We start from the raw sequence: 26,648 nt of genomic DNA on the forward strand, positions 1-26,648 counted from the left end.
CTTCGATCCCTGCTCACGTGGGTGCGCGAACCGGCGCCGATGTACTGGTCCGCGCACCGGAAATCGGGGCAATCGGGGCAGGGAGACGCCACGCCGCTCGTCGCAGGTCGGAATACCCGGCTGCGCGGATGTCTGCGGTCCTGGTCCCTGCCGGGGATTCCGCCGTTCACGCGAGCGACGCGTACACCGCCGAGATCAGCGCCAGCGAGCGCGGGTCGCCGCGCAGGTTCGCGAACATCTGGTTCATCGCGTAGCCCATCGCGAGGTGCGCATCCAGGTCGGCGCAGCCGAACGATCCGCCCCATCCCGAATGTCCGAACGTCTCGCGGTTGGGACCGTAGATCGCGCCGTCGTTGCGGGCGAAGCCGGCGGCCCACCGCATCGGGATGCCGAGCACCAGGTCGGTCGAGTGCACACGCGTGCGCGTCGCTTCGCGGATCGTCTCGAGCGAGAGATACCGGTGCCCGTCCGCCTGGCCGCTGCGCGCGAGCATGCCGTAGACGGTTGCGATCGAGCGCGCGTTTGCCTGGGCGTTGGCGGCCGGCAATTCGATCTCGCGCCACCAGCGCTCGTTCGGCGTGCGCGCATCCAGCGGAGGATTGGCCAGCGCGGCTCGTGCAGCAGGATGCGGAGGAAGCGCGACCGGCGCGCCGTCGGAGGTCGTCGGCGGTCCCGCGGCCGGTACCATCTCGGCCGCGCGCGCGTCGTCCTTTTCGGGCAGGCCGATCCACGCGTCGGCCCCGAGAGGTCCCGCGACTTCTTCAGCGAAGAAGCGGCCGAGGGATCTGCCGCTTACTCGCCGGACGATCTCTCCGGCGAGAAAACCGTACATCATCGCGTGGTAGCCGGACTGCCCGGTTGCAAAAAGCGGCTCCTGCGCGGCCAGCATCGAAAGGATCTTTTCGCGATCGGCGTAGTCGCTTGCGCGGATTTTCGTCGTGACGCCGGAAAGCCCGCCCTGATGGCTGAGCACTTCGGCGACGGTGAGGTTTTCCTTGCCTGCAGCTGCGAACGCCGGCCAGATGCTCGCGACCGTCTGGTCGTACGAGAGCTCGCGCCTGTCGACGAGCATGGCGATGCAGAGCGCGGCGAATCCCTTCGTCGTCGACCACACGTTCGCGAGCGTGTCTTTCTGCCACACTCTCGTGCGCGCGGCGTCGGTGAAGCCTCCCCACAGGTCCACGACCATGCGACCGTCGATCTGGACGGCGAACGAAGCGCCGACCTCGCGGCCCTCGGCAAAGTTCGCTTCGAAGGCCTGGCGCACGCGATCGAACGCGGGGTCGACGTGGCCGTGGATCAATACGTCGCTCATGGCTTCTTCCTTCTTGCGCGATCGCTTGGGCGATCGCTCGGGCTTGCGCGATCGCTTGGGCGATTGCTTGGGCTCGGGCGATCGCTGGCGCGATCGCTCGGGCTTGCGCGATCGCTCGCGCGATTGCTTGGGCTCGGGCGATCGCCTGGGCTCGGGCGACCGTTTGGGCGAGCGGGCGGCGAAGGAACTGGCTTGCTTGCCGGCTCCGCGACGGCTTCTTCGTCGCTCTGGAACAGAAGAATCAGCAGCACCGTCGCTGCAAGCAATAGCGGAAGCAGGCTGAGCCGGCTTGCGGGGAACATCAGCTCGCCGAGATTGAAGGAGTTGCCGAGGGTTTCGGGACTGTTGGCCGGAAACAGGCGGTAGTAGTAGCCCTCGTAGATCCCGATCGGGTTGGCCGAGACCGGCCCGACTACGCCGGCAAGCTCGAACGGCGTCGCCTGTCCCTGCTCGATGCGCGAGCGCAGATCGGCGCGCACGCTCGACGACTTGTTCTCGATGTCCGCCGTCGCATCGCCGCGCTGCAGCCCGGCCTGCACCGTCTTCGCGACGCTGCGGTTGATCATTTCGTCGAGGAGAGGCCACGCATGGCCGGTCGTAAACAGCGGCACGACGTAGCGCTGCATCGGATCGAGCCCGAAGACCGACGATACCGGCAGCCCCGCCGCGCCTGCGTCTCCCATCGGGACCTGGGGATCGACGATGGTCATCGTGAGCTGGATCAGCAGCGAGACGGCGGCAAGCCCGCTCGCGAGGCCCTGCCAGCGGTCGAACGCGACCGCGATCGGCAACGAGAGCAGGCCGACGGCGGGAGCGAGATAGCGGGGCACGGCGATCCAGCCGCCGTCCCAGCCGTTGAAGCTCGCGTTGACGGCGACGACGAATGCGGTGACCGCCGCGATCAAAAGCACCAGCGGCCGTCGCTGCTGCGCGCGCCACAGGCCGACCATCGCGGCGACCGACAGCAGCAGGATCGGCGACGAGAAGAACAGGCCGCGGTACGGCGAGACCAGCAGTGCGAGCAGCACATCCGTTCGCGGAAGCGCGAACACGCCGAGAAAACGGCTCTCGGCGGTAAACGTGGGGCTTTGCCACGCGTAGTTCGTCGTCAGCGGGGTTCCGAAGCACGTAATGTTGTAGGCGCAGATCACGAGGAGAGGGATGAGCACCCCGCAGCCGAAAGCCAGCGCATCGGCTTGCAGGCGGCGCGCCCCGCGTCGCTTCCAGTAGAGGTAGATCGCAAACATCGGCACGACCAGAGCCATCGTGTAGTTCGTGATCGCGGCGTAGCCGGCACAGAAGCCGGCAGCGGCGAGCCTTCGCGCAGCGGCGTCGGCGGAGCCGTCGCCGGCCGTCTCGATGAAGTACAGGCACGCGAGAAGCGCGACGGCGATGATGTCGTGTTCGTGGAGCATCGTGCCGAGCGGCAGCGCCATCGTCGCGAATGCAAAGCACAGTGCCGCCAGCCTGGCCGAAAGCTCCGAGGCCATGCCGCGCGCGAGCCTCAGCACCAGCACGGCGCCGATGGCCATCGCGACGCCGACGCTGAGCAGGCTCGCGAGCCACGCGTTCCAGGTCAGTACGGACCACGCGTCGGGATCTGCACCGAAAAGCGCTTCGACCATGCGCACGAGCGCATATCCCGGCACCGCGAGCAGCGAAGCGCCGGGGGCCTTGTTCGGATAAAAATGACCGTCCTTGTACGCGAGATCGCCCGTCGCGGCGATGTCCTCCGCAGCAACGAGCTTGCGGTTGCCGGCCGCAGCACCGTCGATCGGGACCAGCGAACCCGCGGAGCCGCGCCAAGCCAGCGCGACTTCACTCCCCGATCTCGAAAGATTCGCGCTTTGCGCGGGCACGCGCTCGAGGCGCTGCGCAGTGGAGGGATCCTTCCGGTAGATGATGTAGTCGTCGATGCTGAGGGTGTGACCCTCGACAACCGCGCGGACCATCGCGAAGCGCGAGTTCTGGTTCCATCCTCCGCCCTGGTGGAAGTACCCGGCTCCGACGAGAGCGAGCGCGAAAACGAGGGCGTCGCTGCGGTGGGAGGCGCGCAACACCGCTCAGAGTCCCGCGAAAGGATCGGCCGCGACGCCGAGGACCGGCCAGCGTACCTCGACATGCTCGGTGGCCGCTCTCGCCATGACGAACGACATCGAGACATCCAGGTCGTCGAGCGCGTGGACGATCGGCAGCAGCGGCTCGTCGAGCGCGCGCGTGAAATCGTCCCAGTGGATCGGGACGACGCGGCGCGCGCCGACGGCGCTGACGACCTGACGCCAGTACGCTTCGCGATAGTCGCCGTCTTTTTCGCCGAGAAGGCCGACGCCGAGATAGACGACATCGGCATGGCGGCCGGCCAGCGCACCGGTCACGTAGCCGGCGCTCGACTGCACGAGGACGCTGCGGCCGGCGCGCTCGATGAGGATCGAGAAACTTCCTCCTTCCTTGTAGTCGGTGGCTGCGGCGGGCGGGACCAGCGGTGCGGTGATTTCGCCCATCGCGATGCCATGAGGAAAGTGCATCGAAGGAACCAGCGTCACCTTGAGGTCGCCGAAGCGCAGCGTGTCGACGCCATGGACGACGTGGACGTGCGCGTCGTCGAGGCCCCAGCCTTTGGCGATGTTGGCCGTGCTCGGCGAACCGACGAGCATCGCCCCTGTCCGCTTGGCGACTTCGGGCGCGTCCATCGCGTGGTCATAGTGGGAATGCGCCGTGACGACGGCGTCCAACTCGTGGATGCCGCCTAGCGCGAGCCCGGCCGTGATGCGGTCGCTGTCGGGCCCGATCGTTCCTCTCCACGTCTGGAGCGCCGCAGGCCTCGTAAAGAAACCGTCGACCAGGACGGCGGCGGTAGCGTCGCGGAACAGGAGGGTCGAGACGCCGAGAAAGGTCACGCGAAGATCGGGACCGGGCGGCGCCGCACCGAGCTCGATGGCCTCGTAACGATCGAGCGAAGGCCGCGACAGCAGGTGATACGCGGCGACGGCGACGACTCCAACGACGCCGAGCAGCACGAATTTCCACGGTTTTTGCCTGCTCATGTTGGTGCGCGACGTATCTCAGTTGGCGCCGACGATGCGAAGCGCACGGCGAAATAGCCCGAGCGTGATCGCGTGAAGAAGATCGCCGATCTCGACGGGCGCCTTGCCCGCAAAAGCGCGTGCATGGGTGCCCTCGAGCACGATGCCCAGCTTGAAGCAGGCCATCGCGACGTACCAGTCGAGAGCGTCGAGATTTCGCGTGCAGCCTTCGGCGTAGGTGGCGACCAGCTCTGCGCGCGACGGAAGGCCGCCGGCCTGCACGTACAGCGACGTCGATCCGACGGAGACGTCTTCGGCATCCGGCCATGTCGCAAGCAGCCAGCCGAGATCGAGAAGAGGATCGCCGATCGTCATCATCTCCCAGTCGACGATCGCGACGAGGCGCGCGCTGTCGCGCGAATACATGACGTTGGCCAGGTGGTAGTCCCCGTGCAGGATGCCGGTCGGCCCCTGCGCGGGACGGTGGCGCTCCAGCCACGCGGCCACGGCGTCGATGCCGGGAATGTCGGGCCCCGGATAACCTTCGTGCCGCGAGTACGACTCCAGCTCGGAAAGCCATCGCGGCACCTGGCGCTCGAGGAACCCTTCGGGCCGGCCAATGTCGGCCACGCCGAGGCTCGAGGGATCCAGACGTGCCAGGCGCGCCAGTGCCGCCGCCGATTCCAGGCCCATCGCGTGGCGCACGCCGGAGTCGCCGGCGTGCAGTGCCGGAAGCTCGGTAGTCGCATTGAAGCCGTCCACCGGCTCCATCAGGTAGAAGACCGCGCCGTTCATCACGGTTTCGTCGAAACAGCCGGCGATGAAGCCGGGATGGGGCACGTCGGTACCGGCCAGCGCGGCAAGGATGCGCCCCTCACGCCGTAGCGCGTCATTGCTTTTCGGCCTCAAGTGTCTCGGCGGTCGCCTGAGGACGAATTCCCGTCCGGCACGCCGAAATCGAAGCAGCAGGTTCTGCGTGCCGCCGGCCAGCACCTGCACGTCCTCGATCGGCCCCCGCGCAAGGCCTTGGCGGTCCATCCACGCGGCCAGGATGGCGAAATCGAGCAGTTCCCTGTCGATTCCCGCTTCCCTTCCCGGGTCTTTCGCGCTTTGTTGACTGGTCGGCGGCATCCGAAGCCAAGGTGGTAAAGGATGCTCGCCTGCGAGTCGAGTCACGTAGCCGGGGCGGTAACATCGGCTGCACGACCAAGCCAAACGTCAGGAAGGGGACGGCCGCCAGCGCCGTCGGGGAGAATCACGGATGAAACAGCATCGAATCGGGATGCGCCAGCGGGCGCGTTTTCTCGCAGTGGCGGGCATCGCAGCGGGAAGCATCCTGGCGACAGTCTCTGCCGCATCGGCCCAGCTCGTCCCGACCGACAGCGGTCCGGTCCAGGGCCACGTCAACGACGGCACGCAGGAGTTCCTCGGCATTCCGTATGCAGCGCCGCCGCTCGGAAGCCTTCGCTTCAGCCCGCCGCAGCCTCCGGCTTCGTGGGTCACTGCGCTGCAGGCAACAGACTATCCGCCCGCGTGTTCGCAGCTTCCGATCCTGACCAACGGCAACAACCACGTCGTCAACGAGGACTGCCTCTATCTCAACGTCTGGACTCCCAGTCCGGCGCCGACGACGCCGCTGCCGGTAATGATCTGGATCCACGGCGGCTCGAACACGTCGGGATCGACGGCGGACTTCGTTCCGTTCCCCGGCTTCGAGACCGACCGCCTCTACGACGGTCACACGATCTCGAAAGTGGGCAACGTCATCGTCGTCACCGTCAATTACCGCCTGAACGCGTTCGGCTTCTTCGGAATGAGCGAGGTTGCCGCGGAAGATCTGTTGTATCCGTACGCAGGAAACCAGGGGCTGCTCGACCAGCGCAAGGCGATGCAGTGGGTGCAGACCAACATCGCAAACTTCGGCGGCGATCCGGCCAACGTGACGATCTTCGGCGAGTCGGCCGGATCGTGGGACGTCTGCAGTCACGTCGTCTCGCCGATGGATGACGGCCTGTTCGAGCGCGCGATCAGCGAGAGCGGCGGCTGCTCGGTGGGCGTCAAGACCGCTGCCGAAGAGCAGCAGGCGGTCGATGCCGTGGTTGCAGCCGTGCACTGCGACACGGCGATGGATCGCCTTGCCTGCATGCGTGCGGTCCCGGCGTCCGATCTCCTGGACGCCAGCCCGCTGCTCTCCACCGAGACCACCGATCTCGCGATCAGCGTGGACGGCGGCTTCCTGCCCGAGCTGCCCAAGACGACGCTGACCAACGGCAGCGCGCGCAAGGTTCCCTACATCCTCGGGTCGAACTACGACGAGGGAACCCTGTTCACGCTCAACACCCCGGACATGACCGAGGACGAGTACACGGCTACGCTTCTGGACCGTTTCGGTTCCTTCGCGCCGCAGGTGGAGGCGCTGTATCCGGCGGGCAACTTCGCATCACCAAAGGCCGCGCTCACGCGCGTGGTCGGCGACTCGACGCTGACGTGCTCGACGATGGACGTCGCCAAGCGCTACGCTTCGGCGCACAACCACGTATGGACGTATGAATTCAAGCGCGCTCCCAACCTCGGCGGAGCGATCGGTACGTTCCTCGGCGCCTTCCACGGCTCCGAGATCGGCTACGTCTTCGCTTCGGTGCAGCCGGCGCCGACCCCGGCCGACGCGATGCTCAGCACCCTCATGGAGGGCTTCTGGACGTCATTCGCAAAGTACGGCAAGCCCAAGCCGCAGTCCCACTTGCCGTGGGCCAAGTTCAATCCGAAGAGCTACAAATCGGTTCGTTTCGACGTAACTTCGCAGAAGTTCTCGGACTACCGCCGCGCCGAGTGCGATTTCTGGACGCAGTACTACGACGCGACCAACCCGTAGGCGTCGCGCTGCAGGTTTGACGGCAAAGGGCGGGCACCGCAGCGGTGCCCGCCCTTTTTCATTTTTCGGGCGCGGTCATGCAGGTCGCGGCCGTCGCGGCCACCTTCCAGGTCTGCGCGCGCGGATCTTTCGCGGTTGCCGAAAGACACCCGGTGATCTCCATCGCCATCTTCGCGACGTCGAGCTTGCTCGCATCGGCGGCCAGCCGATTTCGCGCAAGCGCGACCGCGATGCGGCTGCGATCTTCGGCCGGGGACTGCTTCCAGCGCGCGAGAGTCGACTCGCCCGTCAACTCGTCGGTCGGCGGTGCAGTTGCAGCAGGAGGAGCGGCGGGCGCGGCAGGAGTAGAAGGGTCCGCCGGCGGCGCGACGGCCGCCGGTGATGGCGCCGGCGCCGCCGCGCGTGATGGCGGCGGCGCCGCCGCCGTGCGTGATGGAAGCGCGGCATCCTGCGGGAGCTGCGAGCTCTGCGCGAACGACCGCGGCGTGACGAGCAGCAGCGCGATCGCCGCCGCCGCAGACAATGGTCGTGGATGCCGGAGCGTCACTGCGCTTGGCTGAGCGAGCCGGCTGTCCAGTTGAACTCTCCGCTGGCTGTGCGCCCGGAGCCCCCGCTAACGGCAGCGTGGGGGCCCGTCGCCTGGTTCTGGAAGCCTCCGGTCACCGAGGACCATTGGCCGCTGGCTTCGCCGGACTGTCCTCCACTGACGGAGGCGAACGTGAAGCTCGCGAGGTTCTCGCAACCGCCCGAAACGGAGGCATCGATGCCGGTGGCCTCGTTGCTGAACCCGGCGCCGACCGCTGCGTAGGGGCCGGATGCCGTGTTGCTCGATCCGCCGCAGACGGTGGAATCGAGTCCGGATGCGGTATTCTGGCTGCCGCCGAGCACGCTGGCCGCGCGGTTGCTGATCTCGTTCTGTTCGCCGGCAACGATTCCCCCGAAGCTCGAATACGCATTCTCCGGGCCGACGACCAGGTTGTGGGAACCTGTGTGCGCCTGGTTCCCCGTTTTCTCGTTGTAGCCGATGATGACGTTGCCGAGACCGTTGGTCGGACCGACGGTGTTGCCGCTGCCGTCGACGACCTGCAGGTTCATGCCGCTGAAGAGCAGCGTGCCGTTCGCGCGCGTCACTCCGGCCAGCATCGACTGGAGCTGGGAGACGGTGTCCTGCATGGCGGCCAGGGAGTCTTCGAGAGTCTGGACGCGGGTCTCGAGCGCGGCGCAGTCGCCGGTCGTGCAGACCAGGCTCACGTCTTGTCCGACGGCGAACTTGAGCACGGAAAGAGCATCGCTGGCCGTCACGGTGTCCGTCTGGTTGACGTCGCCGCAGACCTGGGCGGCCGCAGGTACCGCGCCAAGTGCGAGGAGCGCGAGAGCAGGAACGCTCGCAGCGAAACGGCTGCGGCGTGATCGGGATGCGTCAGGACGTGACGGTTTGCTCATGGTCTGCTCCATTTTGTCGCGACGGCGCGGATATTTGCCGCGACGGCGCGGATGTTCGCCGCGATGACGCGGATGCGACGGCGCGGCATCGACGTTTCTAGCCCAGGGGCCGGCGGGCGGCCACCGCACCATCGCCGATCCGCGCAGTCGCCTCAGGCCGCTCGCTGCCCGCGTGCCCCGCTGCGGCCGAGGCTTCGCCTCAGCGCTTCGGCGTGGAAGGCGACGTAGCCGTCGATCGTGTTCTCGAGATCCGCGTCGATGCGCGAGTGAAGCTCCGCCAGCGCATGGAACGGAACGGCCGGGAACGCGTGGTGCTCGGCGTGCCACGACATGTTCCACATCGCCCAGTGCACCAGCGCGTTGCTGCGCATGCTTCGCGTGCGGTGAATCTGCGAACCGGAAGTCGCAAGGCCCGTGTGCTCGGGCATCACGAACAGTCCGAGCGCGACGTGCGCCACCGGCCATGCCAGCAGCAGCGTTCCGAAGCCCGGGACACGCGCGAGACCGTACCACGCGGCAGCAATCCACAGCGCGCTCGCGATGCGGCTCTCCACGACGACGCGGCGCCTCAGCGGCGGTCGGACGTAGGGAAAAAAGCGTCCGACCAGCTCTTCGCGCGGCAGGAGCGCCGCGACCAGCGTAAAGAACGCCTTGCCCACCATCAAGTGCTGGCCCGATGCGACGGCTGCGTACAGCACGGGATTGGAAGGCCAGGGCCCGAGAACCGACGGAGCGCCGGAGATTTCCGGATCGCCGTCGGGCTCGGAAGTACGCCGGTGGTGCTCGAAGTGGAATTCGCGGAAGAACGCCGGGGACTGCAGCATCAGCACTGCCGAGACCCACGTGACGGCGCGCGCCAGCGGCTGCGAGGCGAACGCGGTGCCGTGCCCTGCTTCGTGCATCGATGCGAAGAACGTCAACAGCAGTACGCCGTCGACGGCCGCCGCGACCAGGCGCAGCGGACTGCCGGCGGCAGCCAGCCTGAGCGTCAAGAGAGAAACGAGGATGAACGCAGCGAGTTGCAGCGAGAAGCGGACCAGGCCCGGGCCGTCCCTGCGAACGAGCAGCCGCTTCATCTCGTCGCGTGACAGGCGGCTCGTCGTTTCGAGGTTTTCGTCCACCTCGTTCCGGCTCCCTGACGCAGGTCAGCCGAGGGCCTGGTTGATCTTCTCGAGCGTGTCCTTGGCGTCGCCGAAGACGAGCACGGTGTTCGGCATCGTGAACAGCTCGTTCTCGATGCCCGCGAAGCCCGGGTTCATGCTGCGCTTGAGCACGATGCAGGCCTTGGCCAGGTCGGCGTTGAGCACCGGCATCCCGTAGATCGGGCTCGATGTGTCGTGCTTGGCGGCCGGGTTGACGACGTCGTTGGCGCCGACGACGAGCGCGACGTCGGCCTCGGCAAACTCATCATTGATCGCTTCGAGCTCCTTCAGCGAGTCGTAGGGAACATTGGCCTCGGCCAATAGCACGTTCATGTGCCCCGGCATGCGGCCGGCTACCGGGTGAATCGCGTACTTGACCTCGATGCCGTCCTTCTCGAGCAGCTCGGCCATCTCCTGGACGGCATGCTGGGCCTGGGCCACCGCCATCCCGTAGCCGGGGCAGACGATGACCTTGGTGCCGCTCGAAAGCAGCATCGCTGCATCGCCGACACTCGCTTCTCGCACGGTGACGCCGGCAGCCGTGACCGTCTGGGTCGAGCCGCTGCCCTGGCCGAAGGCGCCAAACAGCACGTTGGCGAAGGAGCGGTTCATCGCCCGGCTCATCACGACTGACAGGATGAAGCCGGACGCGCCGTCGAGGGCGCCGGCGATGATCAGCACGTTGTTGCCGAGCGCGAAGCCGGTGGCCGAAGCGGCAAGGCCGGCATACGAGTTGAGCAGCGAGATCACGACGGGCATGTCGGCGCCGCCGATCGGGATCACGAACAGCACGCCGAGAATCAGCGCGACGAAGAACATCAGGTAGAACAGGAACTGGGCGTAGGGCCAGATCGTCAGCAGCACGAGGATCGTCACCGCCAAGGCGAACGTCGTGATGTTGGACTGGTTCTGGTACGGGTACGTGATGTTGCGTCCGGGCACGACGCCCTGCAGCTTGCCGAACGCGATGAGGCTGCCGGTGAACGTCAGCCCGCCGAACAGCACCTCGAAGCCGAGCGCCGCCATCGTGCCGTGCGACAGCACCACGTGGTCGTGCAGGTCCGCGTGGTAGAGCGAATACTCCGAAACGCCGACGAGCGCGGCCGCCAGGCCGCCGAACGCGTGCGACAGCGCGATTCGCTCGGGCATCTTCGTCATCGGGATCAGCGCGGACATCGCGATGCCGATGGCCGAGCCGATGCCCGCCGAGACGAGGATCCAGCGGTAGCTGACGATCTCCGGGTTGACGAGCGTGCCGACCACTGCCGCGATCATGCCGATCTCGGCGAACACGACGCCGCGTCGCGACGTCTCGGCGCTGGTCAGGCCGCGGATCCCCAGGATGAAGAAGATCGACGCGACGAAATACAGGAGTTCTGCGCCGGTGCTCACTTCTTCTTCGCCTCTGCACCTTTCTTCGCGCCGCTGCCGCGCTTGCGGAACATCTTGAGCATGCGGTCGGTGATCAGGAAGCCGCCAACGACGTTGATGCTGGCGCAGAGCACGGCGATGAACCCGAGAACCGTGCTGAAATTGCTCTTCTCCGCGCCGGCGGCGACGATCGACCCGACGAGCGAAATGCCGGAGATCGCGTTCGTGAAGGCCATCAGCGGCGTGTGCAGCAGCGGCGGAACGCCGCGAATCGTGCCGTAGCCGACGAACGCAGCCAGGACGAAGACGTAGAGGCCGAGGATCATCTCGTGCGTCATGGAAGGCTCCTCCGGGAAAACAGGCGGCGCCTCAGGCGCCGATGGACTCGGCGACCTGCGTGTCGACGATCTTGCCGTCGTGCGTGACGACGGAACCCTTGACGATCTCCTTGCCGAAATCGATGTCGAGGCTTCCGTCCTTCAGAAGGTAGCTGACGAGCTTCTCGACGTTGCGCGAGAACATCTGGCTCGCGTCGCGCGCCGCCTCGCTGGCAAGGTTGGTCGGTCCGACGACGACGACACCCGAATCGACGACGACTTCGTCGGCGCGCGTGAGCTCGCAGTTGCCGCCCTGCTCGGCGGCCAGGTCGACGATGACCGAGCCGGGCCTCATGCGCCGCGCCATCGCGGCGGTGACGAGCCGCGGCGCGGGCCGCCCCGGGATCAGCGCCGTGGTGATGCAGGCGTCGGCCTTCTCGAGATGGGTCGCGATGACTTCGTTGGCGCGCTTCTGGAAATCCTCGCTGACTTCCTTTGCATAGCCGCCGGCGGTAGCGGCATCGGCCTGGACGCCGACATCGATGAACGTCGCGCCGAGGCTCTCGACCTGTTCCTTGACGACGGCGCGCACGTCGTACGCTTCGACGACGGCGCCGAGGCGGCGCGCGATGCCGATGGCGACCAGTCCTGCGACGCCGGCTCCCAGAACGACGACACGCGCCGGTTCGATGCGCCCGGCGGCGGTCATGAACAGCGGGAACAACTTGGGCAGGTAGTTGGCTGCCGTGATCACCGAGCGATACCCGGCGACGGTGGCCTGGGAGCTGAGCACGTCCATCGACTGCGCCAGCGTCGTGCGGGGGATGCGGTCGAGAGAGATCGCCGTCAGCGAGCCGTCGCGGCACTCGCGGACGATGTCGTGCTGGGTAAGCGGGAACAGCAGGCTGATCGTGGCCGCACCGCGGCGTAGCCCTGCCAGGCTGCCCGGCTGGGGGACGTTGACCTGCACCAGCGTATCACAGGCCGCCAGTACGTCGGCGCGGGAGGCGACCACCGTCGCGCCTGCGCTTTTGTAGTCGTCGTCACTGAATCCGGCCTCGCTGCCCGCGCCTGCCTGGACGACGAACTGCACCGATTTCCTGCCGAGGCGGCCCAGGCTCTCGGGGACAAGAGCCACGCGGCGTTCCCCCTTGCGAGCTTCCGTCACGATCCCGATTTTCATCGGGGGGGAACGTAGCGGAGGCGCCGAGAAATCCAAAAAGAAGAGGACGCAAGCGCGCTTTGCGCTGCCGTCCTCTCATCCATCCGGATCTGTCCCGGAATTGTCGGAGTTGGCGGAGCCGGGACCGGCACCAGCAAGCTGGTGCCGGTCCCGATCCGGTCAGCTGGCTGCCTCGAGCTCGTACTCGGGAGCGTCGTTGGGGCCCTCGCCGACAGCGGCCGGCCGACGCCCCGCAAGCCCGACGATGCGGGGAGACTTGCGGATCTTGCGCCGGCCGCGCTTCTGCAGCGGGGCCAGTCCCAAGCGTACGTATTCGGCACTGACGCCGAGCACATCGCAGATGTTCTCGAACGAAAACGGCCAGTCCCTGTCGTGGGAGAAGATCCACTCGGCGGCGTCGCGGTGGAGATCTTCGCCCTGGGGATCGCGGGCGAGGGCGTATTTCTGGTAGCACTCGACCGCATCCCGAAGGATGGCCAGCATCAGCCCGCGCTCGTTGGTCGCACCAGCTTCCTTGCCGAGTCCGGCAAAGTACTGTTCGGGCATGAGGGCGTCGGGTTCGAAGAGCTTGGCGGTGTTGTCGGCCATCGTTTTCCTCAGGGGGCTAGACGAGGCCACGGTCCGAATATTCTGGGGATTTCGATGCAGAGCGGCAGAAAATCAGGAATCGGGCGGCTGACGGTGCTGCGGCGCGCCGAAAAGCCCATTTTCGGCGGCTGACGGCCGGCTTCGGGCCCGTTCAGCCTGCCGGAGCGCCGGGCGGCGGGCTTGTCTGTCTCAGCGCCCGCGGAACCGGTCGATGGCCCGCCGGTCCCTCTTGGAGGGGCGGCCTGGCGCGGGCTGGAAGGCCTCCCGGTTGGCCCTGAGGGCCATCACCAGGGCCTGGCGGGCGTCATGGCTGGCAGCATCCTCTTCATAGAGGAGACGCGCTTCCGGAGCCCCCCGCCGCACAGCCGAAACGGCCGTGACGGTGACGTTCCAGGTGTAGGGGCCGATCGTGATCGAGAGGGATTCTCCAATCTTCACGAGATGGGCTGCTTTTATGCGCGAACCCCTTGATTTTACATGGCCTGCGTCGATCGCGTGCGCGGCGAGCGAGCGCGTCTTGAAGAATCGCGCGGCCCACAGCCACTTGTCGAGCCGGACCGGTTCGGGGGCGCCTGGCTCTGCCATCGCTGCCGATGGTACTGGCCGGGCGGGCAGGGGACCAGAGGAATGGGCGCTGCGGCCGACACCCAGTGCGGCCGCTTACGAGGTGCTGTGAGGCGGTACCGTTTGACGGACCGCTGACGCGGTACCGTTTGACGGACCGCTGACGCGGTCCTATGTCACCACGCCATCATGGCTGTGCGTAAGGTCGAGCCGGACGAAGCCGCGCTGCTTCTCGAGAAGGGTTGGAGCTATCTCGACGTGCGTTCGGTCGCCGAATACGCCGAGGGTCACGTGCCTGGCGCGTACAACATCCCGTTGCTGGATTTCGCGCCGGGCCAGGGCCTGAGGCCCAACCCGAATTTTCTCGTCGAGGTGCTCGCCGCCTTTGAGCCGGACCGGCCCCTGGTCATCGGGTGCAAGGCCGGCCCCCGCTCCGCGAAAGCCACTGCGATGCTCGAAGAATCCGGCTTCACGAACATCGTCGACATGAGGGGCGGCTTTTACGGCGAGGTCGATCACCAGGGCCGCGTCGCCTGTCCGGGCTGGGCCCAGCGAGGGCTTCCCGTCACCACCGATGACGAGCCGGGCCGCAGCCACGTCGACCTGCGCAAGACTCCTTCCTGACAACGCTGCGCCTATCCCTGCGCGAACCGGCTGCGCATGCCTGACGCGCTGCGAGTCGAGGCTCGTGACAGCCTCGCAGGCATCGATCCCGCGTCGTGGAACGCGATGGTCGCGGCGGACGATCCTTTCGTAGAGCACGAGTTCCTCGTCGCGCTCGAAGAGACCGGGGTCGTCGGCCCAGGCTCACCGTGGCAGCCCCGCCACATCGTCGCATTCGACGGCGACCGCGTCGTCGGCGCGATTCCGTTCTACCTGCGCTGGGATTCGTACGGGGAGTACATTTTCGACTTCGGATGGGCCGAAGCCTACGCGCGGGCCGGGCTTCGCTACTATCCCAAAGGAGTCGCCGCCGTGCCGTTCACACCGGTCACCGGCGCCCGGATTCTGCTCGCGCCCGGCATGCAGCTGCCCGGCACGGGGCAGGCAGGCGATGCGGAGGCCGAGCGCGGCGCAGTCGTTGCCGCCGCGATGGTCGACGCGCTGACGGGCGTAGCGACGACGCTGGACCTCTCGGGCGTGCACGTGCTTTTCCCTCGCCGCCTCGAGCACGACTTTCTCGTGTCGCGAGGCTTTCTTTCGCGCATTACGCACCAGTACCACTGGGAGAACCGCGGCTACGCGGCTTTCGACGATTACCTGGCCGACCTGCGCTCGAAGAAGCGCAAGCAGGTGCTGCGCGAGAGGCAGGAAGTGGCCTCGCAGGGATTCGTCATCGAGGTGCTCGACGGCGACTCGATCCGGGACGAGCACGTCGAGGCGATCTGGCAGTTCTACCTCACCACGGCGGAGCGCAAGTGGTCCCAGCCCTACCTCGTCCACGAGACCTTCCAGCGCCTGGCCCGCACGTGGAAGCACCGCCTGCTGCTCGTGCTCGCAAGTCTCGATGGCCGCTACGTTGCGGGCACTTTCAACGTGCGCGGGGCAAACGCGGTATTCGGCCGTTACTGGGGAGCCGTCGGGCATTTCCCGTGCCTGCACTTCGAATGCTGCTACTGGACGCTGATCGACTACGCGATCCGCCACGGTATGCGGCTCGTCGAGGCCGGCGCCCAGGGGGAGCACAAGTTCCTGCGCGGCTTCAACGCGAGGCCGACGTACAGCGCGCACTGGATCGCGCATCCCGGCGGTCGCCGGGCGATCTCGGAGTTCCTCGAAAGGGAGCGGGAGCAGAACGAGGCGATGATCGACGGCTACAACCGCGTTTCACCGGTCAAAAGCGAGCGCTCCCGTTCCTGAACCGGCCTCGGCGCAGCTGTTGCTTCGAGCCACCTCCCCGCAACCCCCTCATTGACCGAGGTCAACCCGGCATTACAATCGACCCCATGTCCGAGACCGGCACTCCAACTGGCACGCCTGCCCGGCCTTCCGAGGGGCAAATCGTCGTCCAGGAACGCAGCCGTGTGAAACGGCCGCCGATGTACGCCGTCATACTGCTCAACGACGATTACACGCCGATGGAGTTCGTGGTCTGGATCCTGCAGACGCTTTTTTTCAAGGCGCATGAGGAAGCCACGCGGGTGATGTTGCAGGTTCACCACGATGGGAAAGGCGTGGCGGGCGTCTACACGCACGACGTGGCCCGGACCAAGGCCGTGCAGGTCGAGCAGGTCGCGCGGAAGCACGAGCACCCTCTCGCCTGCCTGATCGAGGCGTGCGAAGGATGAGCTGGTGCAAAGGATAGTGAGCACGAGAGTGCGAACTTCTGACGGGACGAAAGCAGTGGTGAAGCGATGTTAATCTCCGAAGAGCTCGAACACACCCTCCAGCGCGCCGTGGACCGCGCCAAGCGCAGCCGCCACGAGTTCGTCGCGCCCGAGCACCTCCTGTTCGCGCTGACCACCGACCGGGTGGCCGCGGACATCCTCCATAATTGCGGCGCCGACCTCGACGCGCTGCGCACCGCGGTGGACTCGTTCCTCGAGAACACGATGCCGGCGTTCCCGGCTGGAGTGTCGGGGCCCGACGGCGGCACACCCGACCCGAGCTACACTCTCGGTTGCCAGCTCGTGCTCCAGCTTGCCGCCTCGCACGTGCAGTCCTCGGGCAAGCAGCAGATCGACGGCGGCAACGTACTCGCCGCGCTGTTCCGCGACGAAGAGTCGCACGCCGCCTACTTCCTGAAGAAGCAGGGCGTGATGCGCCTGGACGTCGTGCGTTACATCTCGCACAAGGTCACGAAGATCGGCTCGCGAAACCTGCCGTCCGAAGGCGACGGCGGCATGGGCACCGGCTCGCGCGAATCCGAAGGCGGCGGTCGTCCGGTCGAAGATCCTCTCGATGAGTTCTGCACGAACCTCAATCGCAAGGCCGCCGACGGACGGCTCGACCCGCTGATCGGGCGCAGGAGCGAGCTCGACCGCACGATCCACATCCTGGCCAGGCGGCGCAAGAACAACCCTGTTTTCGTCGGCGACGCCGGGGTCGGCAAGACCGCGATCGTCGAAGGGCTGGCGCTGCGCATCCATCGCGGCGAAGTGCCGGAGTATCTCAAGGACGTGACGATCTACGCGCTCGACATGGGCGGCCTGCTGGCCGGCACGCGCTACCGCGGTGATTTCGAGGAGAGGCTCAAGGCCGTCATCGACTCGATCAAGGCCGACAACGACCATCGCATCCTTTTCGTCGACGAGATCCACAACATCATCGGCGCCGGCGCGGTCTCCGGCGGCGCGATGGACGCGTCGAACATGCTCAAGCCGGCCCTGGCCAGCGGTGAGATCAAGTGCATCGGCACGACGACATACAAGGAATATCGCCAGATCTTCGAGAAGGACCACGCGCTGTCGCGCCGCTTCCAGAAGATCGACGTCGCCGAGCCCTCGCAGGGCGAATCGATCGAGATCCTGAAAGGACTGCAGGCCCGCTACGAGGAATTCCACGCCGTCACGTACACGCCGGCGGCAGTGCGCGCCTGCGTCGAGCTGGCCGCCAAGCACATTAACGACCGCTTCCTGCCCGACAAGGCCATCGACGTGCTCGACGAGGCCGGAGCCGAGGTGAAGCTGAGGACGGCCAGGCCTGTCGTCGAGGTCGCGTTCGAGAGCGCGATGCTTGCCGCTCCGACCGAGGATGACGCAGCCGTCGCCGCCGAGGGCGAAGCCGCGGAAACGGTCGATGCAGAACCGCGCAAGATTCCGCGCGTGACGACGCGTGACATCGAGAATGTCGTCTCGCGCATTGCCAAGGTGCCCACGCGCAGCGTCAAGGTGGACGACCGCAAGCGGCTCGAAACCCTCGGCCGCGACCTCAAGCTGATGATCTACGGTCAGGACAGCGCCGTCGAGCAGGTGGTCGCGGCGATCCAGCTCGCGCGCGCCGGTCTTGGCGAGCCCGACAAGCCGATCGGCAGCTTCCTGTTCGCCGGTCCCACCGGCGTCGGCAAGACCGAGCTCGCCAAGCAGCTCGCGGCCGCGCTCGACATCGGCTTCGTGCGCTTCGACATGAGCGAGTACATGGAGAAGCACGCGGTGTCGCGCCTGATCGGCTCGCCGCCGGGCTACGTCGGTTTCGACCAGGGCGGCCAGCTCACCGAGGCCATCCACCGCAACCCGCACGCGGTGCTGCTGCTGGACGAGATCGAGAAAGCGCACGCGGATATCGACAACATCCTGTTGCAGATCATGGATTATGCGACGCTGACGGATAACAACGGCCGCAAGACCGACTTCCGCAATGTCATCGTGATCATGACGACGAATACCGGCGCGCGCGAAGGCATGGCCAACGCGATCGGCTTCGAGCAGATCTCCGACTTCGCGAGCAAGTCGGACAAGGCGGTCGAGAAAGCCTTCGCTCCGGAGTTCCGCAACCGGCTGACGGCGATCGTGCAGTTCCGTTCCCTCGGATCGGAGATTGCCGAGCAGATCGTCGAAAAAATGGTCGCCGAGCTCGAAGGACGTCTCAAGGCGCGCGGAGTGCACCTGACGCTGGACCCGAGCGCGCGCTCGTGGATTGCGCGCAAGGGCTACGACCCGAAGTTCGGCGCGCGGCCGATGCGCCGCCTGATCGAGGCCGAGGTCTCGCACAAGCTCAGCCACGAGATCCTGTTCGGACGGCTGGCAAAGGGCGGCGACGTGCTGATCAAGGCTGGAGACGACGGGCTGGTGTTTGAGTTCTGATGGGGTCAGGCACCAGGCGACGGGCGGGGAGTGGGGTCAGGCACCAGACGACGGGCGGGGCATTGGTGTTCGATTTCGACCTCGGTGGCTGATTGAGCGCCTGGTGCCTGACCCCTGCCTGACCTCTTGGTACACGTGGAACAACGCTGGCGAGAATATCTGCTGCCGGGTGGGTGGATCGTTCTGGCGGGGCGTACCGAAGCCGACAATGACTACTTGTCGCTGAAGGTCGCCGGCGCCAAGGACTGGTGGTTTCACGCGCGCGCGGTGGCCGGATCGCACGTCGTGCTGCGCGCGCGCGACGATGCCGAGCCCGACCGGGCGACGATCGAGGCCGCCGCCGCGATTGCCGCGTGGCACAGCAAGGCCCGCGCCGGTGGCGTCGTTCCGGTGTCCTGCACCCTGGCAATCAACGTCAGCAAGCCTCGCGGTGCCGAGCCAGGCACCGTGACGATCCGCAAGGAAAAAGTGCTCAAGGTAAGGCCGTCGCTTCCGGCCGCTTCGCGCGAGGAGTAGGAAGCGCGGCCATGGCCGAAGCCGCCGGTAGCGGGCCCTCCCGCGTCGTCACCTCGTCGATGATCGGCATGACGATGCCCGACATTGCGCGCTGGTCCCCGCGCGTCGTCGTCGTGCTCGGCCAGAACCCCGGGCCGTTTACCGGGCCCGGCACCAACACGTACATCGTCGGTGCCGGCCGCCGGCGCATTCTTCTCGACACCGGCCAGGGCATCGCGCAGTACGACGACCTTCTCGAGAACGCGCTCGGCGAGCACTGCGACGGTGCTTCGATCGAGCGAATCGTGCTCACGCACGCGCATCCGGATCATATCGGCGGAGTCGATGCGGTGCGCGCGCGTCACGGCGACCTGCCCGTGTTCAAGATGCCGCTGCCTGCGAGCGATCGCGGCATCGAGGTGACGGCACTGGCCGACGGCGACGTCGTGCGGACCGAAGGCGCGACGCTCGAGGCAGTCTGGACGCCAGGCCATGCGCGCGATCACCTGTGCTTCCTCCTTCGCGAGGAAGGTATCCTGTTCAGCGGCGACAACGTCCTCGGCGCCGGCACCACGGTGATTCCTCCCGACGGCGACCTTGGCGACTACCTCGACTCGCTGCGGCGCCTGCAGGGCCTCGGCGCGCAGCGCATCTTTCCGGCGCACGGACCTGCGATCGACGACCCCGCGGCCAAAATCGGCGAGTACCTTGCCCATCGCGCGCTGCGCGACGAGCAGGTGCTGGCCGGCCTGCGCGATGGTCTCGTGCGTACGGAGGACCTCGTCCGGCGCATTTACGCGGACGTGCCGGAGTTCCTGCACCGGGCGGCGGGAGTTTCCGTCGAGGCTCACCTGCGACGCTTCGCGGCACGCGGCATCGTGCGCCGCGACGGCGACCGCTGGCTGCTAGCCGGCTAAAAGCCCGCCGAAATCGGGTCTGCGCCAGCGCGAATCCTGCCACGCGCGCTAGCGCGAATCCTGACGGAACAGCAGGAGCTGGCGGGCTTTCTCGAGGATTCCGCTCGGTGTGAACGCGGCGATTCCTTCGGGCAGATCCTGGTCGCCTGCGATCGAATCCTTTCGCCGTTCGACCACCGACATCGCCGGAAGATCCGGTCGCGGAGGAATCGCCGGGATGCGATCGACCGCAACTCCCAGGCCGGCCCATGCGCGAAACTCGAGCAGCCACGAGAAGCCGAGGCAATTGGCCTTGGTCTCGTGGTCCCTCTTGCGCTGGCCGGTATGGCAAAGGAAGTGCCAGAACTCGTGGCCGGCGACGAAGACGAGAAGATCGTCCGGTGATTCGAAACGGTCCTCGTGCCAGACCAGGCGATAGGGCAATCCGCCGCGCCGCGGCGTCTTGCGCGGCATCGTACCCACGCCGTAGGCCGCCATGCGCGGGTAGCGCAGCCGTTTCTTGACGGCCAGCACCATGCGGCGATCGTCCCAGCGGTAGTAGCCGTTGATGTCGCGACCGCGGGCACGGGTGAACTTGATGTGGATGCTGAGCTCGTGCGTCTCGATCTGTGCTGCCTTGGCGCGCACGAACGCTTCGCCGCGCTCGAGCTGACCTGTAAAGTTGCGGATCTCCACGAGCTTCGAATCTAGCATGGACGACCGCGCGTCTCTCGCACGGCAGGATCGGTGGGGGGAGTTCTCTGCATTTCCTGGCGTGCACTGGTGCAACGTCAACCCGGCAACGGGTGCGCAGCTACGCGCAGCTGCGGCGGCGCCGTGCCGCGCGGGACTGCACGCACTCGGCCGCGCTTGAATGACTTGCCTCGCACGGGTAATCCGAATCGATTCCGTGAGAACAGGCACAGGCGATGACGGCGGCGGTGGCGACTCGCTCACGGCGGCAGCCGAGCGGGGGAGCTCCGCTGCGATCGAAGCTCCTCTCGGCGCCGGCGATCCCGTCGAAGGCCTCGACATCGAATTGCCTCCTCTCGATCCCGAGGAAGGCCTGGCCGCCGTCGCGGCCGCTCCGCTGTCGCTGCTGAGCCGCGTCAGCGGCGTCGGGCACGACACCGGGCGCGAGATCTGGCGGCTGGCGGTACCGATCATGATGTCGCAGGCGCTCGTCAGCGCCGTCGGCCTGATCGACATCGCGATGGTCGGTCGCCTCGGCGCCGCCGATGTCGCGGCCGTCGGCTACGCAACCCAGCTGTACTTCATGTCGCAGTCGGCCCTGTTCGCGGTCGGCTTTGCGTGCGTCGCGCTGATGGCGCGCGCAATTGGTGCCGGAGATCCAGCCAGGGCGCGCGCGGCACTGGCCGCCTCGGTCGCGATCGCGCTCGCGACGGCCGCCGTGGTCGCCGTTGTCGTGCTCGCTGCGCCGCGACTGGTGCTGCAATCGCTCAATGCAGCGCCGGAGCTGGTCGAGCTGACGATCCCGTACATGCGGCTGCTGTTCGCGTCGTCGCTGCTGCTGGCCGTATCGCTGACGCTCGAGCACGGGCTGCGCGCCAACCGCGACACGTCGACCCCGATGCGCATCTCGCTCGTCGTCACGGGCATCAAGGCTGTGCTCAACCTCGGCCTGATCTTCGGGATGTTCGGACTTCCGCGGCTCGAAGTCGCCGGTGCGGGCGTCGCCACTCTGCTGTCGCAAGTGGTTGCGGTGATCGCGTTCATCGTGGTCGTCCGGCTGGCGCCGGCATCGAGCCCGATGGCGCTGCGACGCAAGGATTTCGTCGCTGCGCGGCGCCTGTTGCGCGACGTCGTACGCGTGGCGATGCCGGGTGTGGGCGAGCGCGTGGTGCTGAACCTGGCGCTGCTCGGCTACTTTGCGACGCTGAGCGGCTACGGAACCGTCGCGATCGCTGCATACACCGTGGGCGTGCGCATCATGGCGTTTTCGTGGATTCCCGGAACCGGCTTCGGCGCGGCAGCGGCGACCCTGGTGGGCCACTCGCTCGGTGCGGGGGACGCGGAGCGAGCGGAGCGCACAGGATGGCTCGCGGCGCGCATCGCGCTGTTCACCGCGATGGTGCTCGGGTTTGCCGGCGGCGCGGCGCGCGAGCCTCTGGCGCGGATGTTCACGAGCGATGCGGCAACGATTGCGACGCTCGGGCCGTTCATGCTCGTGCTCGCGTTCGCGCAGCCGATGATGCAGGTGCACTTCACGCTGGCCGGAGCGTTTCGCGGAGCCGGCGACACGTGGACGCCGCTGGCCGGCGCCGCGCTCGGCAACTGGGGATTTCGCGTGCCGCTGGCGGGACTGGCCGCTTCGCGCCACATGCCCCTGGTCTGGCTCTGGGGAGCGCTGGTGTTCGATCACCTGGCGCGAATGCTGCTGCTCGCGTTCGAGTTCCGGCGGGGGGGATGGAAGCGCCGCGCGCTCGCACGAGGCTGATCGCGGGCCGACACGACTGCTACCGCGAAGGAATCGGATGTCCGCAGACTGTCAGCGGCGATTGCGGTTGGAAATTTCCGCGACTGCCGCCGAGATGTCGTCGATGCGTGAAACCGATACCTGCACGGGCAGCAGCGCTTCGGCCAGCGCTCGCCTGGTTTCGCCGATGGTCACCGGCTGGTCGATCGCGACGACGATGCGCGCGATTTTCTCGGTGACGCGGGACAGCGCAGGGCGCAACTCGCCACCGAGGTCGTAGATCTTTTTCGGAGGACCGGGAGGGCGCACCGCCTGCTGCTGCAGCGTCTGGGCGGTTGCACCCGCCGCGGAGGCAGCCGCCGGCTGGTTGCCACCGCTCACCGTGTCCGCCGCCTCTGCCGACTCCTGCTGCTCGCCTGCGGCTTGCTGTTTCGCGGCGCTTTTCGCATCGGTGCTTGCAGAATCCGCATCGCGCGCCGCCTCCCCGTCCGTGCCGGGCTGGGGCCGGTGGATCACGACGCCTGGTCGATGGCGCGAATCGCGGTCGGCCATCGACTGCTGGGAATCCTTGCCGGCCGCGATGAGCGCCTCCATCAGGCGTCGCGCGGCCTGCGGCGGCACCGCCGGCGCTCCCGCAGCCGACGCTGCCTCCTCGAGCGAGTGCACTGCCGCATCGACGACGACGGCCTCCTGCTGCTTGTCCTCGATCGGTTTTCCCGCCTTGGCCTTGGCGTCGTAGACCAGCGGCATCAGCGACATTCTCTCTGCGATGGCCGAGGCGAGCGCAGCCAGCGGCTGCGCGGACGCGACCGGAGTATCGTCGGAAGACGATGCCGCCGGCGCTGCATCGCTGAAATAGTGCAAACGCAGACGCTGCAAGGTTCCGTCCTTCTCGCGCTCGAGAAGCCAGCGGTCCAGCTCGGCCGCGAGCGCGCCGCGATCGGCCGGCAGGAGGTAGACTTTGCGGTCCTCGGTCAGCGGACCGGTTCGAACGATATCACGCAATCCGGCCGACCAGACCCTCGCCTCGAAATTGTCGGTCACGATGCCGTCGAACGCGCGATCGAGCAGCGCCATGCGCACCGCCTCGTTGTCGGCGATCGCGGTGACCTGCGCTCGCCAGAACAGTCGCCTGGCCACCCCTTCGAGATAACCGCCCGCGTTGACGGCGATGTGCCGGGCAGGGCGGTTCAGCTCGTCGAATGTCGTGGCGCCCGAGCCCTTCCACGTGAGCGCGAGCGCGTGGGAAATGGCGACCGGGATGCTCGTGCGGCCGGCGATCGAGCGCTCGGCTTTCTGCGTGACGCCGCTCATCGCGACGTCGAAGCTGCCCGCCGCCAGCGTGGAGGCCAGGTCGGGCCAGCGAAAACGCTGGAACTCGAGCTTGTAGCCGCGGTCGCGGGCGAACTCCCGCGCGACCGCGACGTCGAATCCGTCGAGCGTTGCATCGCTTCCCGCTGCAGCGGGGCTGGCCTCGAAGCTGAACGGCGCGTAGTCGCCCGAAGTCGCTACGCGAAGCGTCTTCGTCGTCGAGTCGTCGGCACGGACCCACGACGGCAGTGCGGCGGCCAGCAGCACGAGGGCGACTCCGGTGCGCAAGAGCGGCGCGGTGCGCAGGAGCAGCGCGGTGCGCAGGATCGGTGCGGTTCGCAGGAGCGGTGCGGTGCGAAGGAGCGGTGCGGTGCGCAGGAGCGGCGCGGTGCGAAGGAGCAGCGTGGCACACCGATCGCGCGGGCCAGCCTTCTCGTGCGGCCTCATTTCCACCCGACGAGGTAGACGACCCATGCCGGGTCGGCATCGCCCCGGTCGCGCTTGCGGTAGATGCCGTTGCCTTCGCCGGTCTTGCGATCGGTGGCTTCCCAGTAAACTTCCGAAGAGGAGAACCCGGCCTCGGCCAGAAGCTCGCGCAGCTCGGGCAGGCTCCACAGCCGCCACTCGTAGCGGAACGCGTTGCGAAGCTCGGATCCGTCGCGAAACCGGAAGTGGATCGCGTAGCTGCAGTGGTGGGAGACGGGATCGAAGTCGCGGTGTTCCCAGACGTAGCGGAACCGGCCGAACCTGGTTTCCTCCTCGCGGTCGTCCTCGATCACTTCGGAGCCGCCGAGGACGTCCATGACGAGCATGCCTTCGTCGTCGAGGCAGCGGCGAACGTGACGGAAGTACGTACCGAGCGCCTCGCGGGTCTCGAAGCAGAAGTACGAGAAGTTCTGCGCGGCGATGACTTCGCTCTTCGACCTCGTCGTGCGCACGTCGCCGTGCACGAGGCGGATGCGCGAGCCCTGTCCGTTCTTGAGCTCGGCCCCGAAGCGCTGCGCCCCCCAGGCGAGCGGCTCTCCGTCGATGTCGACGCCGATCGCGCGGCGCGCCGGCGAGCTTCGAACCCATTCGTAGCAGACGGCGGCTGTACCGCAGAAGTCCTCACGCAGGGTGGTCGGGCGGCGCCCGTAGTGGCGGCGGAACGTGCGGTCGAAAAACGAAACTTCGACGTCGGGCGACTGCACCGCACGAATGTACAGGTCGTACTTGTCGGCCTGGTCGGCCATCGTCGGGCGGCGGGCGCTCTTCGGCGCTTTTGTGGCGGTTTTGCGGACTGGCGGACGTCGCATCGCGGGGCTCTGTAGCGGGAGCAGGCCCCCAAGCATAGCCGGCCTGTGCCGGAGGATGATTGGGGTCAGGCACCAGTCGGAGATGGGGTCAGGCACCAGAGAGACACGGAGTACGATTGGGGTCAGGCACCAGCGAGCTGGTGCCTGACCCCGCCTCAGGTCAGCGAGCGGTCGACCCTGCGGTCGACGGCTTCGAAGAAGCCGTTCAGCAGATGGAACACGAGCCAGCGCAGCGGCTCGGGAGGAAGAGCCAGCGTGCGCCGCTTCCACAGCACCGACCCGGGGCCGTCGCGCCCTGCCTCGAGGTCGGCGAGCATGCGCCCGGCATAGCTGGCCATCGCGATGCCGTGGCCGGCGTACGACATCGAGTACAGGATGCGGCCGGACCTGCCGGTGCGGCCGACGACGGGCAGGAAGTCGAGCGCAATGCCGATGCGGCCTCCCCACGCGGACGTCACTTCGATCTCGGCGAGCTCGGGAAAGCGACACCGCAGCACCGCTTCGAGCTTGAGCTGGATGCGCGCGTCACGGTCCGGCAGCAGCTTGCCGCCGTACCCGTAGCGCACGTGCTTGGAGCCGCCGACGATGCGGTTGTCGCGGGTCAGGCGCCAGCTCTCGAGCGCTTCGTGCGCGGTGTAAATCCCTTCGCGTCCTTGCCAGCCGATGCGCGCGAGCTGCTGCGAGGTAAGCGGCGCCGTCGCCAGCAGCTGCACGTACACCGGCAGCAGTCGCGATGTGATCGCGCGCGGCAGCTCCAGCGACAGCCCGTAGGCGTTGACGGCAAGGACCAGCAGATCACCGCGCGCGGTGCCCTCGCGCGTGCGCACGCGTGGTCGGGAGTCGTCGTCGATCGCGATGACCGGCGAGCGCTCGTGGATCTCGACTCCCGCCTCGAGCGCGGCGCGGCGAAGCCCGCGTACGTACAGGCCCGGGTGCAGGATGCCGCCGTGCGACTCGTGGAACCCGCGCACGAAAGAGCGCGGCAGTCCGCGCCGGAGCATTTCCTCCGGCTCCAGCAGCGTCCCGGGAAGACCGAGTACTCTTGCCGCTTCCGCGAGGCGATCGATGTTGCGGTACTGCTTCGGATGGGTAGCGGCGACGACGTTGCCGACCGGTTCGTACTCGCACTCGATGCAATGCTCGCGCATCAGCCGTTCCACTTCGGCGATTGCCGTGTCGGCCAGCGAGACGAAAAAGGAGGTCCGCTCGCGACCGAACAGCTTGAGAAGGGTAGGCACGTCCTTGCCGATCGTCGCGGTGAGATGCCCGGCATTGCGACCGCTGGCGCCGAAGCCGCAGGTGTTTCCCTCGAGCAGCACGACGCGGCGGCCCTCGCCGCGAAACGCGAGCGCGCTGCTGAGACCGGTGTAGCCGCCGCCGACGATGACGACGTCGGCAGTGAAATCGCCCTGCAGTGGCGCGGCAGTCTCGTGCGCGGCTGCCATCCACGGGCTGACGATGGTGGCCGGCACCCGCGCATCCCGTCCCTGCGTGTCTTCGTGAATGGGATCTCCGGCCATGGTGGCCGGAGTCTAGCAGGTTGCGGAAAAACTGCGGACCGACGTCCGTGCTCACTGGCGCGGGTCAGGGCATCCAGCTGCACGCAGTGGCGTACGTTGCTGGCCGCGGCGACGGCCAACCGCTAGGGTGCGCC

General features: G+C 67.3%; 24 protein-coding genes. 8 read left to right on the plus strand and 16 right to left on the minus strand.

The window, feature by feature from the left end; all coding sequences use genetic code 11:
• Positions 1-166: 166 nt before the first annotated feature.
• From VGK20_04375 to VGK20_04390, 4 genes are read right to left on the minus strand one after another with little or no spacing between them, the layout of a single operon-like run.
• The gene (locus tag VGK20_04375) at positions 167-1,315 is read right to left on the minus strand and encodes a serine hydrolase domain-containing protein (GenBank protein HEY2773273.1); all 1,149 of its coding nucleotides are present in this window, start codon (positions 1,313-1,315) and stop codon (positions 167-169) included.
• Positions 1,312-3,375 carry a glycosyltransferase family 39 protein gene (locus tag VGK20_04380; protein ID HEY2773274.1) on the minus strand — a complete coding sequence of 688 codons (2,064 nt, stop codon included), beginning with the start codon at positions 3,373-3,375 and terminating at the stop codon, positions 1,312-1,314. Before VGK20_04380 ends, VGK20_04375 begins: the two co-directional genes overlap by 4 nt.
• Before the next feature lie 3 nt (positions 3,376-3,378).
• Positions 3,379-4,359, minus strand: a complete 981-nt coding sequence (locus VGK20_04385; protein ID HEY2773275.1) for an MBL fold metallo-hydrolase — start codon at positions 4,357-4,359, stop codon at positions 3,379-3,381.
• 18 nt (positions 4,360-4,377) lie between these two features.
• Positions 4,378-5,376 (minus strand): phosphotransferase family protein, encoded by a 999-nt coding sequence (locus VGK20_04390; GenBank protein ID HEY2773276.1) that lies wholly within the window; start codon positions 5,374-5,376, stop codon positions 4,378-4,380.
• A 223-nt stretch (positions 5,377-5,599) separates the two neighbouring features.
• On the opposite strand from VGK20_04390, the gene VGK20_04395 reads away from it, so the two are divergent.
• Positions 5,600-7,210 carry a carboxylesterase family protein gene (locus VGK20_04395; GenBank protein HEY2773277.1) on the plus strand — a complete coding sequence of 537 codons (1,611 nt, stop codon included), beginning with the start codon at positions 5,600-5,602 and terminating at the stop codon, positions 7,208-7,210.
• A gap of 58 nt (positions 7,211-7,268) precedes the next feature.
• On the opposite strand, the gene VGK20_04400 is transcribed toward VGK20_04395, so the two are convergent.
• The 8 genes from VGK20_04400 to VGK20_04435 form a co-directional block, all read right to left on the minus strand.
• Positions 7,269-7,733 (minus strand): hypothetical protein, encoded by a 465-nt coding sequence (locus VGK20_04400; GenBank protein ID HEY2773278.1) that lies wholly within the window; start codon positions 7,731-7,733, stop codon positions 7,269-7,271.
• 20 nt (positions 7,734-7,753) lie between these two features.
• Positions 7,754-8,653 (minus strand): hypothetical protein, encoded by a 900-nt coding sequence (locus VGK20_04405; GenBank protein ID HEY2773279.1) that lies wholly within the window; start codon positions 8,651-8,653, stop codon positions 7,754-7,756.
• A 152-nt stretch (positions 8,654-8,805) separates the two neighbouring features.
• Entirely contained in the window at positions 8,806-9,774 is a 969-nt protein-coding gene (locus VGK20_04410) for a fatty acid desaturase (GenBank protein ID HEY2773280.1), read from the minus strand.
• Between the two features lie 24 nt (positions 9,775-9,798).
• On the minus strand, positions 9,799-11,187 hold the full coding sequence (locus VGK20_04415; GenBank protein HEY2773281.1) for an NAD(P)(+) transhydrogenase (Re/Si-specific) subunit beta: 1,389 nt from the start codon (positions 11,185-11,187) through the stop codon (positions 9,799-9,801).
• Positions 11,184-11,504, minus strand: a complete 321-nt coding sequence (locus tag VGK20_04420; protein HEY2773282.1) for an NAD(P) transhydrogenase subunit alpha — start codon at positions 11,502-11,504, stop codon at positions 11,184-11,186. The genes VGK20_04415 and VGK20_04420 overlap by 4 nt, the downstream gene beginning before the upstream one ends.
• A gap of 31 nt (positions 11,505-11,535) precedes the next feature.
• Positions 11,536-12,666 carry a Re/Si-specific NAD(P)(+) transhydrogenase subunit alpha gene (locus VGK20_04425; protein ID HEY2773283.1) on the minus strand — a complete coding sequence of 377 codons (1,131 nt, stop codon included), beginning with the start codon at positions 12,664-12,666 and terminating at the stop codon, positions 11,536-11,538.
• 159 nt (positions 12,667-12,825) lie between these two features.
• Positions 12,826-13,254, minus strand: a complete 429-nt coding sequence (locus VGK20_04430) for a hypothetical protein (GenBank protein ID HEY2773284.1) — start codon at positions 13,252-13,254, stop codon at positions 12,826-12,828.
• A 189-nt stretch (positions 13,255-13,443) separates the two neighbouring features.
• Positions 13,444-13,839: an RNA-binding S4 domain-containing protein gene (locus VGK20_04435; protein HEY2773285.1), complete on the minus strand. Its 396-nt coding sequence runs from the start codon at positions 13,837-13,839 to the stop codon at positions 13,444-13,446.
• Between the two features lie 168 nt (positions 13,840-14,007).
• Between VGK20_04435 and VGK20_04440 the strand changes: the two genes are divergently transcribed.
• The 6 genes from VGK20_04440 (at position 14,008) to VGK20_04465 (ending at position 19,972) form a co-directional block, all read left to right on the plus strand.
• A complete protein-coding gene (locus VGK20_04440; protein ID HEY2773286.1) occupies positions 14,008-14,442 on the plus strand; it encodes a rhodanese-like domain-containing protein in 435 nt (144 codons plus the stop codon).
• A 36-nt stretch (positions 14,443-14,478) separates the two neighbouring features.
• The gene (locus VGK20_04445; GenBank protein ID HEY2773287.1) at positions 14,479-15,678 is read left to right on the plus strand and encodes a GNAT family N-acetyltransferase; all 1,200 of its coding nucleotides are present in this window, start codon (positions 14,479-14,481) and stop codon (positions 15,676-15,678) included.
• Between the two features lie 86 nt (positions 15,679-15,764).
• On the plus strand, positions 15,765-16,106 hold the full coding sequence (gene clpS, locus VGK20_04450) for an ATP-dependent Clp protease adapter ClpS (protein HEY2773288.1): 342 nt from the start codon (positions 15,765-15,767) through the stop codon (positions 16,104-16,106).
• 66 nt (positions 16,107-16,172) lie between these two features.
• Positions 16,173-18,560 (plus strand): ATP-dependent Clp protease ATP-binding subunit ClpA, encoded by a 2,388-nt coding sequence (gene clpA, locus VGK20_04455; GenBank protein HEY2773289.1) that lies wholly within the window; start codon positions 16,173-16,175, stop codon positions 18,558-18,560.
• Positions 18,561-18,695: 135 nt separating this feature from the next.
• On the plus strand, positions 18,696-19,076 hold the full coding sequence (locus VGK20_04460; protein ID HEY2773290.1) for an NFACT RNA binding domain-containing protein: 381 nt from the start codon (positions 18,696-18,698) through the stop codon (positions 19,074-19,076).
• Between the two features lie 11 nt (positions 19,077-19,087).
• Positions 19,088-19,972, plus strand: a complete 885-nt coding sequence (locus VGK20_04465; GenBank protein ID HEY2773291.1) for an MBL fold metallo-hydrolase — start codon at positions 19,088-19,090, stop codon at positions 19,970-19,972.
• A gap of 48 nt (positions 19,973-20,020) precedes the next feature.
• On the opposite strand, the gene VGK20_04470 is transcribed toward VGK20_04465, so the two are convergent.
• Complete coding sequence (locus tag VGK20_04470) at positions 20,021-20,665, minus strand: hypothetical protein (protein ID HEY2773292.1); 645 nt, start codon at positions 20,663-20,665, stop codon at positions 20,021-20,023.
• A gap of 196 nt (positions 20,666-20,861) precedes the next feature.
• On the opposite strand from VGK20_04470, the gene VGK20_04475 reads away from it, so the two are divergent.
• Positions 20,862-22,409 (plus strand): MATE family efflux transporter, encoded by a 1,548-nt coding sequence (locus VGK20_04475; protein HEY2773293.1) that lies wholly within the window; start codon positions 20,862-20,864, stop codon positions 22,407-22,409.
• 51 nt (positions 22,410-22,460) lie between these two features.
• Here VGK20_04475 and VGK20_04480 read toward each other — a convergent pair whose 3' ends face one another.
• The 3 genes from VGK20_04480 to VGK20_04490 all read right to left on the minus strand — a co-directional run bounded on the left by VGK20_04480 (position 22,461) and on the right by VGK20_04490 (position 26,514).
• Positions 22,461-24,146: a transporter substrate-binding domain-containing protein gene (locus VGK20_04480; protein HEY2773294.1), complete on the minus strand. Its 1,686-nt coding sequence runs from the start codon at positions 24,144-24,146 to the stop codon at positions 22,461-22,463.
• The gene (locus VGK20_04485; GenBank protein HEY2773295.1) at positions 24,143-24,994 is read right to left on the minus strand and encodes a class I SAM-dependent methyltransferase; all 852 of its coding nucleotides are present in this window, start codon (positions 24,992-24,994) and stop codon (positions 24,143-24,145) included. Before VGK20_04485 ends, VGK20_04480 begins: the two co-directional genes overlap by 4 nt.
• Positions 24,995-25,149: 155 nt before the next feature.
• Positions 25,150-26,514 (minus strand): FAD-binding oxidoreductase, encoded by a 1,365-nt coding sequence (locus VGK20_04490; GenBank protein HEY2773296.1) that lies wholly within the window; start codon positions 26,512-26,514, stop codon positions 25,150-25,152.
• Positions 26,515-26,648 lie beyond the last annotated feature (134 nt).

The sequence above is a fragment of the Candidatus Binatia bacterium genome (assembly GCA_036493895.1).
In the GTDB taxonomy this organism is placed as follows: Bacteria; Desulfobacterota; Binatia; order UBA1149; family CAITLU01; genus DATNBU01.

Excerpts from the sequence above, each read along its gene's own strand:
- VGK20_04375 (HEY2773273.1), bottom strand. The coding sequence starts at position 1,315 with ATGAGCGACGTATTGATCCACGGCCACGTCGACCCCGCGTTCGATCGC.
- VGK20_04385 (HEY2773275.1), bottom strand. The coding sequence starts at position 4,359 with ATGAGCAGGCAAAAACCGTGGAAATTCGTGCTGCTCGGCGTCGTTGGA.
- VGK20_04390 (HEY2773276.1), bottom strand. The coding sequence starts at position 5,376 with ATGGACCGCCAAGGCCTTGCGCGGGGGCCGATCGAGGACGTGCAGGTG.
- VGK20_04395 (HEY2773277.1), top strand. The coding sequence starts at position 5,600 with ATGAAACAGCATCGAATCGGGATGCGCCAGCGGGCGCGTTTTCTCGCA.
- VGK20_04405 (HEY2773279.1), bottom strand. The coding sequence starts at position 8,653 with ATGAGCAAACCGTCACGTCCTGACGCATCCCGATCACGCCGCAGCCGT.
- VGK20_04420 (HEY2773282.1), bottom strand. The coding sequence starts at position 11,504 with ATGACGCACGAGATGATCCTCGGCCTCTACGTCTTCGTCCTGGCTGCG.
- VGK20_04425 (HEY2773283.1), bottom strand. The coding sequence starts at position 12,666 with ATGAAAATCGGGATCGTGACGGAAGCTCGCAAGGGGGAACGCCGCGTG.
- VGK20_04430 (HEY2773284.1), bottom strand. The coding sequence starts at position 13,254 with ATGGCCGACAACACCGCCAAGCTCTTCGAACCCGACGCCCTCATGCCC.
- VGK20_04435 (HEY2773285.1), bottom strand. The coding sequence starts at position 13,839 with ATGGCAGAGCCAGGCGCCCCCGAACCGGTCCGGCTCGACAAGTGGCTG.
- VGK20_04440 (HEY2773286.1), top strand. The coding sequence starts at position 14,008 with ATGGCTGTGCGTAAGGTCGAGCCGGACGAAGCCGCGCTGCTTCTCGAG.
- VGK20_04445 (HEY2773287.1), top strand. The coding sequence starts at position 14,479 with ATGCCTGACGCGCTGCGAGTCGAGGCTCGTGACAGCCTCGCAGGCATC.
- clpS (HEY2773288.1), top strand. The coding sequence starts at position 15,765 with ATGTCCGAGACCGGCACTCCAACTGGCACGCCTGCCCGGCCTTCCGAG.
- clpA (HEY2773289.1), top strand. The coding sequence starts at position 16,173 with ATGTTAATCTCCGAAGAGCTCGAACACACCCTCCAGCGCGCCGTGGAC.
- VGK20_04465 (HEY2773291.1), top strand. The coding sequence starts at position 19,088 with ATGGCCGAAGCCGCCGGTAGCGGGCCCTCCCGCGTCGTCACCTCGTCG.
- VGK20_04470 (HEY2773292.1), bottom strand. The coding sequence starts at position 20,665 with ATGCTAGATTCGAAGCTCGTGGAGATCCGCAACTTTACAGGTCAGCTC.
- VGK20_04480 (HEY2773294.1), bottom strand. The coding sequence starts at position 24,146 with ATGAGGCCGCACGAGAAGGCTGGCCCGCGCGATCGGTGTGCCACGCTG.
- VGK20_04485 (HEY2773295.1), bottom strand. The coding sequence starts at position 24,994 with ATGCGACGTCCGCCAGTCCGCAAAACCGCCACAAAAGCGCCGAAGAGC.
- VGK20_04490 (HEY2773296.1), bottom strand. The coding sequence starts at position 26,514 with ATGGCCGGAGATCCCATTCACGAAGACACGCAGGGACGGGATGCGCGG.